The sequence below is a fragment of the Kitasatospora sp. NPDC058190 genome, from assembly GCF_042883685.1.
GTDB lineage: Bacteria > Actinomycetota > Actinomycetes > Streptomycetales > Streptomycetaceae > Kitasatospora.
Genome location: NZ_JBHVVI010000072.1, coordinates 1 through 13465, shown reverse-complemented (window position 1 = coordinate 13465; position 13465 = coordinate 1). Strand labels below are relative to the sequence as shown.

Sequence of the window (13465 nt, the reverse complement as noted above, 5' to 3'; positions counted from 1 at the left end):
GCGGCCGGGCGGGGACGGCGGCCGCGCTGGAGCCGGTGATCGACCTGAACGCCGATCTCGGCGAGGGCTTCGGCCGCTGGACGCTCACCGACGACGCCGCCCTGCTGTCGGTGGTCACCAGCGCCAATGTCGCCTGCGGCTTCCACGCCGGGGACCCGTCCACCATGCGGCGGGTGTGCGCCCTGGCCGCCGAGCGCGGGGTGCGGATCGGCGCGCAGGTCTCCTACCGGGACCTGGCCGGCTTCGGGCGGCGGGCGATGGACGTCCCCCCGGACGAGCTGGTCGACGAAATCGCCTACCAGATAGCGGCGTTGAAGGTGTTCGCGCAGGCAGCCGGCGTCGAGGTCGCCTACGTCAAACCGCACGGCGCGCTCTACAACCGCACGGTGCACGACGAGGAACAGGCCGCGGCGGTGGTCCGCGGCGTGCGCCTGGCCCTCCCCGGAACGCCGGCGCCGCCGGTGCTCGGGCTGCCCGGCTCGCGACTGCACGAGGCGGCCCAACGGGCCGGACTGCCGGTGGTCGCCGAGGCGTTCGGCGACCGCGCCTACACCCCGGAGGGCACGCTGCTCTCCCGCCGGGAACCGGGCGCGCTCGTCCACGACCCCGACGCCGTGGTCCGCCGCTCGGTCGGCATCGCCCGCGACGGCCTGCTCACCGCACACACCGGCGAGCGGATCCGGCTGCGCGCCCGCTCGCTGTGCCTGCACGGTGACACCCCCGGGGCCGCGGACCTCGCCCGCCGCGTCCGGACGGCGCTGCGAGCGGCCGGGGTGCGCGTCGAGGCGTTCGCATGAGAGTGCTGCGGGTCGGCCCGCACGCCCTGCTGGTCGAGCTCGCCGACGCCGACCGGACCGCCGCCTTCCACGCCGAAATCCTGCGCAGGCGCGCGGTGTCCGGGCTGCCGCCGGTGGAGGAGATCGTCCCGGCCGAGCGGACCGTGCTGCTCGACGGGGTGGCGGACCCGCGCGCCCTGGCCGCCGAACTCGCCACCTGGCGCGTGCCGCCCGCCCCGGAGCGGACCGGCCCGGTGGTGACCGTCCCGGTCCGCTACGACGGCGCGGACCTCTCGGAGGTCGCCGTGCTCTGGGGCGTCGCGCAGGACGCCGTCGCGCGCATCCACTCCGCGACCGAATTCCGCGTCGCCTTCAGCGGGTTCGCCCCCGGCTTCGGCTACCTCACCGGCCTCGCCGACCGGTACCACGTCCCGCGGCGGGCAGTGCCCCGCAGCGCCGTGCCGGCCGGTTCGGTGGCCCTGGCCGGACCGTACACCGGCGTCTACCCGCGCTCGTCCCCGGGCGGTTGGCAGCTGATCGGTCGCACCGAGGCCGCGCTGTGGGACGCCGCGCGCGAGCCCGCCGCCCTGTTCGTCCCGGGGACGCGGGTGCGGTTCGTCATCGAGGAAGCATGATCGGGGGAGCCGTGTCCGAAGCCGCGAGCGGAGAAGCCGTGACAGGAGAGGACGTTCCCGGGGGAGCCGTGACCGTCACCGTCATCAGCGCGGGCCTGTTGACGACCGTCCAGGACCTCGGCCGACCGGGCCACGCCCACCTGGGCGTGCCGCGCTCCGGTGCGCTCGACCGGTCGGCACACCGGCTGGCCAACCGGCTGGTCGGTAACCCCGCCGGGGCGGCCGCCCTGGAGACCACGGTGCTCGGCTGCGCGCTCCGGGTGCACCGGCCGGTGACGGTCGCCGTGACCGGGGCGCCCTGCGCCGTACGGGTCGACGGTCGGCCCGCCGCCTGGGGCGCCCCGGTCCGGCTGCCCGCCGGGGCGCGGCTCGACGTCGGCTCCGCGACCTGGGGGGTGCGCAGCTACCTCGCCTTCGCGGGCGGCATCGCCACCGACCCGGTCCTCGGCAGCCGTTCGACCGACCTGCTCTCCGGACTGGGCCCCGCGCCGCTGTCCGCCGGGGACCGCCTGCCGCTCGGCGAGCCGGTCGGCCCGTCGGCCGGGGTGGACGTGCTGCCCTGGGCCGCCCCGCCCGCCCGGCTGGTCCTCCCGCTCATGCTCGGCCCGCGCGACGACTGGTTCACCGCCGGGGCCCTCGGCGCCCTCGCGCGCTCCGACTACCACGTCTCGACGACCAGCAACCGGATCGGCCTACGCCTGGACGGCCCGCCGCTGGAGCGCGCCCGCGAGGGTGAACTGCCCAGTGAGGGCATGGTCCTGGGCGCCGTCCAGGTGCCGCCCGACGGCCGCCCGGTGGTCTTCCTCGCCGACCACCCGACCACCGGCGGCTACCCCGTCATCGGCGTGGTCCCCACCGCCGCCCTCCCCGCCGCTGCCCAGGCCACCCCCGGGACCCCGGTCCGCTTCGCCCCCGTCCGGCTGCGCTGACGGCCCCGCCGCCGCGCACGGGCAGTCCGTCCGCCCATGTGGAGCCATCCGCCAGCCCTTTGACGGGACGAACCGGCCGGTCATCAGCCCTTGGTGAGATCGTTCCATCGGAGAGCGATCGGCCGGGCGCGCCCTGTTCGAGGGTGCCTGCGCCGAACCTGCCGTGCGCACCCACCGCCGGCTCCGGCGGTCCACGCGTCCTCGAAGCCGCCGCGGCGCACGGTGCGCCTGCGGCCGCTGAGTGAGGGGATGCCGACTGCGAAGGTCCACGTGCCGTGCTCCTCCTCGGCCGGACGCGGGCATGAGGCACCGCGTTGACGCAGGGTGGCATCACGGCACCCGCACCGGCGGGTAGACCCGGCCTGGTCGTCCTGACCCGCGCACATCCTGCCGAACGACGGCCTGGCCCTGGGCGCCGACCTCGCCGCCTTCTACCGCGCCCCCGGCACCACCGACTGGCACGTCCTCGGCCGCAACCTGCCCGCCACCTCGGTGCAGCAGCTCAAGCTCGGCCCCGACGGCAAGCTCTACGCCGCCACCTTCGGGCGCGGCATCTGGCCCTTCGACCTGCGCCGCCTCGGCCACGGCCGGTACGACGAGACGGACGACTGATCCTTCCCACTGAACGACACCGCCGGTGTGTGGCCCGGTCATCCGACCGGTCCGCCCACCGGCGGTCCTTTGGTGTCGGGCGGGGAGGGCGCCAGCCGGTTCCTACGCCTGGAACAGGTCGGGCCGGACGAAGGGGTCGTGGTGGATGCGTTCGACCGGGACGCCCCCGCGGTGCAGAACCCGGGCGGAGTCGATGATCATCGGGCCGGGCCCGCACAGGTAGGCATCGTGCCGGGGCCACGGCCCGCACTGCGCCAGCAACTCGGGCAGCGGGCGGTCGGCGTCGGTGAGGACGGCCCGGACGCTGAGCCAGTGGTGCCGTTCGGACAGCCGCAGGAGGTCCTCCGCCGCGTGCAGCGCATCGCCGGTGCGGGCGACTGCGAAGAGTTCGACCCGGCGTTCCGCCCCGTCCAGGACGGCCTGTTCGATCAGCGCGCGGATCGGCGCGATCCCGGTGCCGCCGGCGACGCACACCACGTCCCGGGTCGAGGCCGGATCGATCGCCAGGTCCCCGAGCGGCCTGCCGAGCCGGAGGGCGTCGCCGACCTCCGCCCGGAACACCAGCAGGTTGCTGATGACGCCGCCGGGGACAGCTCGGACGTAGAAGGTGAGGGTGCCGTCGGGCCGGGCGGCGTTGGCGGGTGAGTAGTAGCGCCAGATCTTCGGGAACCACGGGGTCTCCAGGCTGACGAACTGGCCGCCGGTGAACCGGTACGGCTGGTCGGTCCGCACGGTGATCTCCGCCAGGTCCGGGCCGCGTCGGACGTGTCGGACGATCCGCGCCTCCCACACCGCCGGCCGTACCTCGGCGTCGGCCGTGGCGGCCTGGTCCATGGCGTCCGCGACGGTGGTGTAGGCCCGGGTCCAGGCGGCGGCGATGTCCGGCGTCCAGGCCGGGCCGGCGAAGTGTTCGAGGGTGGCGAGCAGGCTTTCGCCGACCGCCGGGTAATGGGCGCTCAACGTTCCGAACTTCCGGTGGTCCCGCCCGAGATCCGCACAGAAACGCGCCAGATACGCCGGATCGTCGACAAGATCGACAATGAGCAGTAGTGCCCGCACCAGCTTGTCGTGCTGGACGTCCAGGTTCGGCGGGAAAAGTTCACGCACTCCCGGATAGCGGCGGAACAGCTTGTCGTAGAAGTACCTCGGGAGATCCGCGACATGCGGCTCCACCACGGCCACACTGGCTTTGACCAGGGCGATGTCCCGGTCGGACAGGCCGGCATCGGTGGTGCGGAAGCTCACGGCGAATACTCTCCAGGGCGATCACGGGTGGCAAACGGGCATCATCTTGCACATGCTTGCGATCGGGCTGACAACCCGAATTCTGTGAAGTGTTTGTGAATCGGATAACGAAGTCGAATGATCATTTCGATGCGCGGCGGAAAGTACTGGCGGATAATCATTTCCGTCGACTTATGGCATCCCGGAATTCGCGGCCGGAGGGTACGCCAGGAAGCCCCGGAGGAGTGCGGCCGTGGCGGCGAGGTGGTCCTCGGTGGCGCGGCGCGCGGCGTCGTCGTCGCCGGAGAGGATGGCCCGGACCATCGCCCGGTGCTGCTCGGCGGCCTGCTCGATGTTGCGGTCCAGCATCGGGATGGCGCTGAGCAGGTCGTTGAGGCGCATCCTGGCGGAGCTGGACGTCGCCGGTCTGTTCATCGCGATCGGCCACGACTCGCGCACCGAGCTGTTCAAGGGTCGGCTGGACCTCGACGCCGAGGGCTACCTCAAGGTCGAGTCCCCCTCGACCCGGACCAACATCGAGGGCGTGTTCGGCGCCGACGACGTCGTGGACCGCACCTACCGCCAGGCCATCACCGCCTCCGGCAGCGTGGCGGTGGCCCAAGCGCGCGGAGGAGACCTGGTCGCACAGTCGGAGCGTGGAGGCGCCGACCGCCGTGTGCTCAGGCGTGCTCAACGGCGGTTGCGGCGGTTGCGCATCAGGTGGACGACGTAGATGGGACCGCCGATGATGGCGCCGATGATGAGGATCCAGAACGCGAAGAAGGCGGGGCCGGGGTGGAAGCCGGTGGTGTCGGCGGCGGCCAGGACGGCGGTGAGTGGCTGGTGGGGCATCTGCTGGTCCTTGGGTGTTGACGGGAATTGGGTCAGACGGCGCGGAGGTTGGGGCCGGGGTGCTGGGCCCGCTCCGGGGCGGTGTCGTGCATCAGGGCGATGTAGCCGTCCTCGACGGTGGCGCTGACGCGTTCCGCGTCCGGGGCGGGCGCACCGGAACTGATGACCCGGTAGGTGGTGCCGGTCATGCTGGGTGTGACGTTGACGGTGGGCAGGGTGGGCGGCACGGCGGTGGCCGGCTGGGTGAGGTGCCACACCATGTCCTCGGCACGGGTGGCGAGGTCGCCGATGGCGCCCTGGAAGGCGACGTGCCCGCGCTCGATCACCACGACGTTCGGGCAGGTCTGCACGATGTCGTCGACGATGTGGGTGGAGAGCAGCACCGTCCGGTCGCCGGCCAGCCTGGCGAGCAGGCTGCGGAACCGCAGCCGCTCCTCGGGGTCCAGTCCCACGGTGGGTTCGTCGACGATCAGCAGCCGGGGGTCGTTCAGGATGGCCTGGGCGATGCCCACGCGGCGCTTCATGCCGCCCGAGTAGCCCTTCACCTTCCGGTTGGCGACATCGCTGAGCGAGACCAGTTCGAGGACCTCCTTGACGCGGGCGCGGCGGGCGCGCCGGTCGGTGATGCCCTTGAGCAGCGCCATGTAGTCGAGGAACTGGCTGGCCGTCAAGTCCGGGTACAGGCCGAGCTCCTGGGGGAGGTAGCCGGTGGTGGCCTTGACCTCTCGACGCTGGCTGCGCGACGTGAGCTCGGTGCCGTCCACCGCGACGGTGCCCGAGGTCGGCAGCAGCGCCCCGGTCAGGACCCGCATGAAGGTGGTCTTGCCGGCTCCGTTGGGGCCGAGCAGACCGACCATGCCGGTGGGCAGGCGGAGATTGATGCCGTCGAGGGCGCGGACCTGTCCGCGCCGGAAGGTGACGGTCAGATCGGTGATGGTCACGTTGGGCGCGGTCATGACGGGCTCCTCCTGGTGAGCACGAGCTGGGTCATCACGAGGGCGGCGAGCGCCATGAGCAGCAGGAAGGCGATGCTGAGGACGGCCTCGCCGCCGGTCGGGGTGATTCCCCGCTGCCTGGCGTCGAACATGACGCCGTGGAACCAGGCACCGGCCGGGTACTCGCCGATGGCTTCGAAGGGCGTGCCCGTCACCACCTCAGCTGCCGTCGGCTCGTTCCACGTGGGCGTCCAGGGCTGGTTGGTCGGCCTCGGAACGGGGCTCGTCCTACGCTTCCTGGAGCATCGCCGCCAGGCCACCGTCGAGGCGGTGCGGAGAGACGAACGCCTGGCCCTGGCGCGGGAGTTGCACGATGTCGTCGCCCACCACGTGTCCGGAATCGTGATGCACACCCATGCCGCCCAGATCATGCTCCGCAAGCAGCCCGACCACCTCGGCGCCGCCCTGGCGGACATCGAGCGCTCGGGCACCCACGCCATGGATGCCATGCGACGGGTGGTCGCACTGCTCCGCGACGCGGAGGACGGCGTTGCCGTCACCGCGGGGCCGGAGCAACTGATCGACCTGGTCCGCCGGTTCGAGGAGCACGGACCGGCCGTCGACCTCCGGCTGCCCACCGGGGCTCCGACCTGGCCACCCGTGGTCACCGCCACCGTGTACCGGGTCGTTCAGGAATCCCTGACCAACATCGCCCGCCATGCCCGCGGAGCCCGCGCGGCCACCGTCACCATCGCCCAGGACCGTACGGACATCACCGTCGAGATCGGTGACGATGCTCCGCCGCACCCCCCGATCCGCTCCTCCCCGCGCGGCGGCTACGGCCTGGTCGGCATGCGCGAGCGCGTCGAGGCACTGGGCGGTACGCTCGACGCCGGTCCGCGGCCCGGTGCCGGTTGGTCGGTCCGCGCCACTGTGCCCCTGCAAGCCGGAGACCACCGATGAGCATCAGCGTGCTGGTCGCCGACGACCAGGCCATGATCCGCACCAGCCTGCGTCTCATCCTGGAGGACGAGCCCGACATCACCGTCGTCGCGGAAGCGCGCGACGGTGCCGAGGCCGTCGCCCTCGCCCGCCAACTGCGGCCCGACGTCTGCCTCGTCGACATCCGCATGCCCCTCCTCGACGGCATCGACGTCACCCGCGCACTCGCCGGCCCGGGCATCGCCGACCCGCTGCGGGTCGTCATCGTCACCACCTTCGGACTCGACGAGTACGTCTACGGCGCCCTCCAGGCCGGAGCCCTCGGATTTGTCCTCAAAGACGGCGACCCCACCCTGTTCACCGCCGCCGTGCGGGCCGCCAGCGTCGGGGACGCCCTGATCTCCCCGTCGATCACCCTGCGCCTGCTCCGCGACCTCGCCCGCACCAAGACCTCCTCCGCGCGTCAGCCCAACCCCCCGCTCACCGACCGGGAAACCGACGTTGTCCGCGCCGTCGCCCGGGGGCGCACCAACCAGGAGATCGCCGCCGCCCTCTTCATCTCCGTCAGTACTGTGAAGGGCCACCTCGCCGCGATCCAGAACAAACTCGGAGCCCGCAACCGCAGCGAGATCACCGCCTGGGCCTGGGAGTCCCACCTCATGTCGGGCAGCGCGGATCAATGGCGCAGCAGCCGATAGCACCAGCGGATGATCCCCATCCACCAGGTGATGGCGCATGAGTGTGAAACGGCCAGGCGGGTGGCGGTGCGCGGGTTCCGCCGTCGGGGTTGGGGTGCTGTGAGAGGGCTGGGGCGTATGGCGTATGAACCGGTTGGCTGGTGTGACCTCGCCCTATCTGCTTCGGCACGCTGACAATCCGGTCAGGGTATCCGATCAATGCGGTTAGGGGGTCTGCGATTTGAACCGCCAAACGGCGTGCTCCAGTCCGCCACGATCGTGACCGAGGGCGGCGGCGGTCCCCTCATACACGGCTCGCAATTCCTCGTAACCGAGGTTCGAGATGCCGGCCTCCGCGGCAAACGTGCGTAGATGTATATCCACGGCGACGTGCGAGCGGCCGACGAGATTGCCGATATAATCCACGGTCTTCGGCCCCACGCCCTTCACCTCCCGAAGGGCGACTCGGTTGGCCTGGTCTCCGAGCCATGCATGTAGGTCATCGCGGGTATCAACTCCGTTGGCAGCAAGTAGATCGGTGATGTCGTGGGCTGTCGCGACCCTACGGGGGCTGTTGAAGTTCATGGCGACGGCGAGATCTTCCGTAGTGAGTCGCGCCTGGAAGCCACGGACCGTGGCAGCGTCGGGCCACGCTGCTCCGAGCTGGAGGAGCCGTGGCCGGATCTGCAGCTCGTACTTGCGTCGCGCTTGGAAGCTGGCATCGCAGATCACCACGCCCATGTGGGTCCAACCACCGGGCGGGGGGAACGGGCCATCACCGAGGACGGTCCGGACGTGGTCGGCGAGACGCTCAACGGAGCTGAGTGCGGTCATGGACCAATGGTGCTGCTCCGGACTGACAGTCAGGGGCGGTTTCAGAGGATCTGGAGGCTTCCCGTCGGTGGCCGCCACTGGAATACGGCAGCGCACGAATAACGGCAGTGCGCCAGTCCGATACTCCAGCTGTAGATCTTGATCACGGCTGTTGGGCGGCCTGTCGCCGGTAGTGGCTGGTGCGGGCGCGGACTTGGTGTCGTCGTCGCCAGTCCGACCAACGGAGTCGGTGTGCGAGGCCGCGGGCGGGCTGGGTGGTGAATGCCGTGAAGAGGCGTCGGATCTTGCTGCGCGTCAGCGGGGTGAGCCCTGGCGGTGGCGTCGTACCAGTCCGTTCGATGGCGGCCGTGACCGCGAGGAAGGCCTGCGCGAGCATGGCCAGGGTGGTCCAGCGGTGCCAGGAGGTCCAGCGGCGGACCTGGCCGCCACCGAGATCGGTGGCGAGCCATCTCGCTGCCTGGCCTAGGTTGGTCGAGGTCGTAGAAGGCGGGGACGTGACCGGGCCGGGCGAGGGCGTGTAGCCGTTCCTGGTGCAAGGCAGCGGAGTTGGAGACGACGACGAGGTGGGACCGGTGGTGCACGGCCGAGCGCAGCATCGGGTCCTCGACGGGTAGACGGGGTGCGGCCTTCTCCAGTTCGGCGATCGGGCGTCCCCAGGCTTTCTCGATCATCGCGTCCGCGTGGCCGAAGGCGGTGGCCTCGGACACGGCGTCCTCCAAGGGGTTCGTGGGCGTCAGCGGGCCGGGCCGGCGAGGGCGACCCGCGGCGGTGCCGGCGGGCGGGTCGAGGTGGTGTAGGCGAGCGCGGCGGCGGGGGCGCGGGTTACGGCGGTGGAGCGGGTGGTCGCGGCGCAGAAGCGCCGGTCTCCGACCTCCGGAGGGCGCTCAGCCGTGCCAGGGCGTTGCGCGGATCTCGAAGCCCGTCAGGCCCTCGGGCTGTTCTTCCCGGACGAGGACCCGGTCCACGATGGCCAGTGGCGGCCCCTGCCTGGTCCACTCGACCAGGCGCTGGACGGCGGCCGGATTCCCCTCGAACACGGCCTCGACGGTGCCGTCCGGCAGGTTCCGCACCCAGCCCCGCACGCCGTGCGCGGTTGCTTCGTGACGGCAGGTGTCGCGGTAGAAAACCCCCTGCACCTCGCCGGAGACGATCACTCGGCTGCGGATCATCGTCCACTCCCTACGGTGTCCGGGTCACGGTACGGCCCGCCCGCGTGGCGGCCGCCGCGAACGCGCTGGCGTCGAGCACCGCCGCACCGCCCAGGTCGTTGTTGAAGTACACGTGAACGTCGGCCGAGTCCGCCCAGCTGTCGGCGATTCGGCCCACCCAGCCGGCCAGCGCCTGCCGGCCGTACCGTGGCCGGGGCCGAGCCCGACCGGCGTGGCAGCGCAGATAGCCCCATGCGCAGGTCCGCCACAGCGGGGTGACCGGGTGGGACTCCCGGTCCGCCCAGCACAGTGCGGCGGCCCGGCCGGTCAGCACCGCACGGATCTCCGGCGTCCACCAGGACGGGTGCCGCGGCTCGACGGCGACCCGCACGCCCGCCGGGAAGGCGGCCAGACAGCCGTCCAGCAGCTCGGCGTCCGCGTGCAGCGTGGGCGGCAGCTGGAGCAGCACCGGGCCGAGCCGCTCCCCGAGCCCTTGTGCCGCCGCGAGCAGCCGCTGGACCGGCTCGGCGGGCTCGTGCAGGCGCTTGATGTGGGTGAGGTAGCGGCTGGCCTTCACCGCGAACACGAAACCCTCGGGGGTGCGGGCGTGCCAGTCGGCGAAGGTGTCCGGCGAGGGCAGGCGGTAGAAGGCTGCATTGCTCTCCACCGTGGCGAACCGCTCGGCGTACTCCTCCAGCCAGCGCCGCTTGGGCGTCCCCTCCCGGTAGAGCACCCCGCGCCAGTCGTCGTACTGCCAACCCGAGGTACCGACGATCAACGGCATACCTCCAGCAAACACCCATCTGCCGGACCGGGCCCTCGATGGTCTCCCGGTCACGCAGGCCCGGGTGGGTCGGTGCGGCGGGAGCGGCGGAGGACGTGGCGGAGGGCGGCCAGCAGGGTGGCGGCGGTGAGGACGACGAGGACGACCCGGATGTTGCCCGGAAGGTAGTAGCGGATCGAGCGTATCCAGAGGTAGGGCGGGGTGATCACGCGGTAGGAGATCGTGGGGATGATGGCTGCCCGGGGGAGGGCTGCCAGCGCGATGCCCACGGTGCGCAGACGGTCGGGGCGCCGGGCGCCGAGGTGGAGCAGCAGGGCGAGGCTCAGCACCGCGACCGGCCAGGCGACGGTGTGCTCGAGGTCGCTCAAGGCGCGGGGCACGTAGGAGGTGAAGGGATACTGGTTCCGGAGGACGGCAAAGGCGCTCAGCGGCACCGCGAGGGCGAGGGCGGTGAGCACGGTCTCGTTGCGGCCTCGTGGCGAGAGGTCGACGGCGTCGGGCGGGGCGAGAAGCAGCACGATGCCGGCCACGATCCCGAACGGCACCACCAGCAGGAAGAGCGGGGTCCCGTCGAACCGTTCGTCGCCGAGCCGGGCGGGGGCGAACGCCGGCGCGGCGCCGATCCGCACGAGGATTCCCAGCAGGACCAGCAGCCGGGCCGGCGTCCACCGGCCGAGGGAGGCGCAGATCAGGGCGAGGATCCAGGGGGCGGCATGTGTTACGACCGGGGTGGCTTGAACGCCGGAGCGCTGCTCCCCGTGTAATAGCGGGGGTAGGGATCCTTCAGGAAGACCCCGATCACCACGTGGAGCAGGTTCAGGCCCGCTCCGCCGTTCGGCCGTCCTGCGCCCGGGCCACGAACCGGACGGCGAACCAGGACCGGGCCCGCTGCGCCTCGCTCGGTCCGGCGCCGGGCCTGCGCAGCCGTCCCAGGGCGCGGCGCAGCAGCGGGAGCTGGGCGGCGAGGGCGAGCGCCGCCACCGCGGCGACTCCGCCGAGGGCGACCGGCAGCCGTCGCACCGCCGCGTAGTGGGCGTAGCCGAAGTCCGGGCCGTACTCGTCCAGTGCGGCGGTCGAACGGGACACCACCTGTGGGTCGATCGAGGGCATCGGTACCGCCCAGGCGCGGGCCGCCCGGGACCGGTGCGGTCGGCCGGCGGGGGTGCGGACCAGCCGTCCCTCCGGCCCGGGCTCGACCGCACGGCGTGCCCGGGCCGCCCGGGCCGTCGCCCGCGGTCGGGAGAAGGCCGTCATGGCCGAGGCGAAGGTGCCGCCCGAGATGGTGCCGCCGGCACGGACGAAGCCCTCGGCGAAGAGCCGGGCCGCCGCGGCGCAACAGTTCCTCGACGGTGAACAGCACGCCGAGGTCGTGCGGCACCGAGTCGAAGCCGCAGGCGTGCACCAGCCGGGCGCCGGTGGCCACCGCCCGCTCGTGGTGGCGGCGGTACATCCGGTCGGCGAACTCCGGCTCGCCGGTGAGGTCCACGTAGTCGGTGCCGGTGTCCGCGCAGGCCGCCACCAGCGGCTCGCCGTGCCGCAGGTACGGGCCGACCGTGGACACCACCACCCGGGCCGAGCCGGCCACGTCACGCAACGCCCCGCGGTCCGCGGCGTCCGCCACCAGCAGCGGGAGCTCGGCGCAGCGCGGGTCGATCCGCGCCAGCCTCGCCCGGACGGCGGCGAGCCTGCGCTCGTCCCGCCCGGCGAGTGCCCAGCGGCAGCCCTCGGGCACGCTTCGGGCCAGGTACCCGGCGGTGAGCCCGCCAGTGAACCCGGTGGCACCGAACAGGACGAGGCCGTACGGGCGGGGCTCGGCCATCAACAATCCCTACTCGCGGGTAATCGACTGCGTCACGCTAGGAGCCTGTCGTGGCACTGTCAACGGAGCCCGGCTTGTGGGTACCGACGAGGTACGGGTTCGACCTCAGCCACCGCTCGGCAGGTCGGTCACCCGGACTCCGCCCCACCGGGCGCTCACGCTCCAGCCCTCCACGCAGGCGATCGTCAACTCGGCCTCGCACTGCGGGAGTTCGGGAAGCTCGGCAAGGGTGAGGCGGAACAGCCGTGGGCCGTCGACCACCAGCCGCCAGTCGGCGGGCACGGTGACCGTCCTGGCCTGGGCGGCCGTACGGCTGACCGGCAGACCGCCCGGACCCGGGCCCGGGCGGCGCGGGGCCAGCAGGTCCACCGCCCGGAGCCAGGGCGCGGTCTGCCCGGCCGTGGTGAGCGTCACCGCGCCGACGGCCGCCCCGACGGCGACCAGGAAGCCCCGGCGTCCGGCCACTGCCGGGGCCCGCTCCCCGCGCCAGTGCCGGTCGATGAGCGGTGCCTTGGCGGCCAGGTGGAGCAGCAGACCGCCGGTTGCCGGCCAGGCCGGCCAGAAGTGCGTCTGACGGAACGGGAACGGCCAGGGGCACCACTGGAGGGTGTTCGGCAGCCCGGTGAACAGCGCCAGCAGTACGGCCGCCACCAGCACCGCGATGCCCAGCCGCTCCAGCGCGTGCGGCACCGTGCGGGCCGGCGGCCAGGCGAACAGCCGGGGGTGGACCGTCCACAGCTTGGCGCCGGTCAGCGGGATCGCGGCGGTGCCGCTGATCACGTGCAGGCCCTGGGTGATCCGGTACCCGTTCACCGGGCGGGAGGGCAGCCACGTCGTCGGCCAGTGCGGCCGGTCCTGGAGGAGGCGGCTGGTCAGGCCGGTCAGGAAGCAGATCAGCAGGGCTGCCCCGAGCCACCGGCCGAGCACGACGGCGGTGCGCGGCTCGTGCAAGGGCGAGGTGAACACGCCGTCGCGGAACGGGCCGCGCCGCAGGAACGCGGGCGGGGGAGGGAGCGGGCGGTCGAGCTGACGGTCGAGCCGACGACCGAGGCGGCGCAGGGCACCGGAGGGCTTGGAATCCACCCGTCCATCGAAGCGCGCCGAGCCCGCCGGGAGGTGCTGCGGCGTCCTCACGGATTGCGAACGGCGGTCGGAACGGCGGTCGGTGGCGCACGCCGACCGCGCACCCGCTGCGAACGACGACCGGCTAGTCCCGGACTTCGCACATGGGGTTTTAGGTCTCCAGCCAGCGGGGTCGGGTTTCGTCAATGCTGAGGAGTTCGAGCAGGTGTGCTTGG

At 72.6% G+C, this 13465-nt stretch carries 15 protein-coding genes and 2 pseudogenes; 6 read left to right on the top strand and 11 right to left on the bottom strand.

Annotated elements, in window-relative coordinates:
* Positions 1-35: 35 nt before the first annotated feature.
* The 3 genes from ACFVWU_RS28475 to ACFVWU_RS28465 all read left to right on the top strand — a co-directional run bounded on the left by ACFVWU_RS28475 (position 36) and on the right by ACFVWU_RS28465 (position 2340).
* Positions 36-797: a LamB/YcsF family protein gene (locus ACFVWU_RS28475; protein ID WP_387626288.1), complete on the top strand. Its 762-nt coding sequence runs from the start codon at positions 36-38 to the stop codon at positions 795-797.
* Positions 794-1411 carry an allophanate hydrolase subunit 1 gene (locus ACFVWU_RS28470; RefSeq protein WP_387626225.1) on the top strand — a complete coding sequence of 206 codons (618 nt, stop codon included), beginning with the start codon at positions 794-796 and terminating at the stop codon, positions 1409-1411. Before ACFVWU_RS28475 ends, ACFVWU_RS28470 begins: the two co-directional genes overlap by 4 nt.
* 68 nt (positions 1412-1479) lie before the next feature.
* Positions 1480-2340 (top strand): biotin-dependent carboxyltransferase family protein, encoded by an 861-nt coding sequence (locus ACFVWU_RS28465; RefSeq protein ID WP_387626223.1) that lies wholly within the window; start codon positions 1480-1482, stop codon positions 2338-2340.
* A 714-nt stretch (positions 2341-3054) separates the two neighbouring features.
* Here the strand turns inward: ACFVWU_RS28465 and ACFVWU_RS28460 are convergent.
* Together ACFVWU_RS28460 and ACFVWU_RS28455 are read right to left on the bottom strand one after the other, a co-directional pair.
* The gene (locus ACFVWU_RS28460) at positions 3055-4197 is read right to left on the bottom strand and encodes a globin domain-containing protein (protein WP_387626221.1); all 1143 of its coding nucleotides are present in this window, start codon (positions 4195-4197) and stop codon (positions 3055-3057) included.
* A 171-nt stretch (positions 4198-4368) separates the two neighbouring features.
* Positions 4369-4578 (bottom strand): FCD domain-containing protein, encoded by a 210-nt coding sequence (locus ACFVWU_RS28455; protein WP_387626219.1) that lies wholly within the window; start codon positions 4576-4578, stop codon positions 4369-4371.
* Between the two features lies 1 nt (position 4579).
* Between ACFVWU_RS28455 and ACFVWU_RS28450 the strand changes: the two are divergent.
* Positions 4580-4909 (top strand): annotated as a pseudogene (locus ACFVWU_RS28450) (hypothetical protein); the annotation flags it as partial.
* Here the strand turns inward: ACFVWU_RS28450 and ACFVWU_RS28445 are convergent.
* Genes ACFVWU_RS28445 through ACFVWU_RS28435 form a run of 3 tightly spaced genes read right to left on the bottom strand, consistent with a single transcriptional unit; the run spans position 4867 to position 6178 of the window.
* Complete coding sequence (locus ACFVWU_RS28445) at positions 4867-5028, bottom strand: hypothetical protein (protein ID WP_387626217.1); 162 nt, start codon at positions 5026-5028, stop codon at positions 4867-4869. The pseudogene ACFVWU_RS28450 and the gene ACFVWU_RS28445 sit on opposite strands and share 43 nt — an antisense overlap.
* A gap of 32 nt (positions 5029-5060) precedes the next feature.
* A complete protein-coding gene (locus ACFVWU_RS28440) occupies positions 5061-5984 on the bottom strand; it encodes an ABC transporter ATP-binding protein (protein WP_387626215.1) in 924 nt (307 codons plus the stop codon).
* Positions 5981-6178: a hypothetical protein gene (locus ACFVWU_RS28435; RefSeq protein WP_387626213.1), complete on the bottom strand. Its 198-nt coding sequence runs from the start codon at positions 6176-6178 to the stop codon at positions 5981-5983. The genes ACFVWU_RS28440 and ACFVWU_RS28435 overlap by 4 nt, the downstream gene beginning before the upstream one ends.
* On the opposite strand from ACFVWU_RS28435, the gene ACFVWU_RS28430 reads away from it, so the two are divergent.
* Positions 6168-6926, top strand: a complete 759-nt coding sequence (locus tag ACFVWU_RS28430; protein ID WP_387626211.1) for a sensor histidine kinase — start codon at positions 6168-6170, stop codon at positions 6924-6926. The two genes, ACFVWU_RS28435 and ACFVWU_RS28430, sit on opposite strands and share 11 nt — an antisense overlap.
* Entirely contained in the window at positions 6923-7603 is a 681-nt protein-coding gene (locus tag ACFVWU_RS28425; RefSeq protein WP_387626209.1) for a response regulator, read from the top strand. Before ACFVWU_RS28430 ends, ACFVWU_RS28425 begins: the two co-directional genes overlap by 4 nt.
* 204 nt (positions 7604-7807) lie before the next feature.
* On the opposite strand, the gene ACFVWU_RS28420 is transcribed toward ACFVWU_RS28425, so the two are convergent.
* From ACFVWU_RS28420 to ACFVWU_RS28395, 6 genes and pseudogenes are all read right to left on the bottom strand, one after another.
* A complete protein-coding gene (locus ACFVWU_RS28420) occupies positions 7808-8416 on the bottom strand; it encodes a hypothetical protein (protein WP_387626207.1) in 609 nt (202 codons plus the stop codon).
* An 884-nt stretch (positions 8417-9300) separates the two neighbouring features.
* Entirely contained in the window at positions 9301-9585 is a 285-nt protein-coding gene (locus tag ACFVWU_RS28415) for an acylphosphatase (RefSeq protein ID WP_387626205.1), read from the bottom strand.
* A gap of 10 nt (positions 9586-9595) precedes the next feature.
* Positions 9596-10348 carry a DUF72 domain-containing protein gene (locus tag ACFVWU_RS28410; RefSeq protein WP_387626204.1) on the bottom strand — a complete coding sequence of 251 codons (753 nt, stop codon included), beginning with the start codon at positions 10346-10348 and terminating at the stop codon, positions 9596-9598.
* Positions 10349-10398: 50 nt separating this feature from the next.
* Positions 10399-10977 carry a hypothetical protein gene (locus ACFVWU_RS28405; protein WP_387626202.1) on the bottom strand — a complete coding sequence of 193 codons (579 nt, stop codon included), beginning with the start codon at positions 10975-10977 and terminating at the stop codon, positions 10399-10401.
* A gap of 226 nt (positions 10978-11203) precedes the next feature.
* Positions 11204-12167 (bottom strand): annotated as a pseudogene (locus ACFVWU_RS28400) (saccharopine dehydrogenase family protein); the annotation flags it as partial.
* Between the two features lie 105 nt (positions 12168-12272).
* Positions 12273-13250, bottom strand: coding sequence for a molybdopterin-binding protein (locus ACFVWU_RS28395; protein WP_387626200.1), 978 nt, complete (start codon positions 13248-13250; stop codon positions 12273-12275).
* Between the last annotated feature and the right edge of the window lie 215 nt (positions 13251-13465).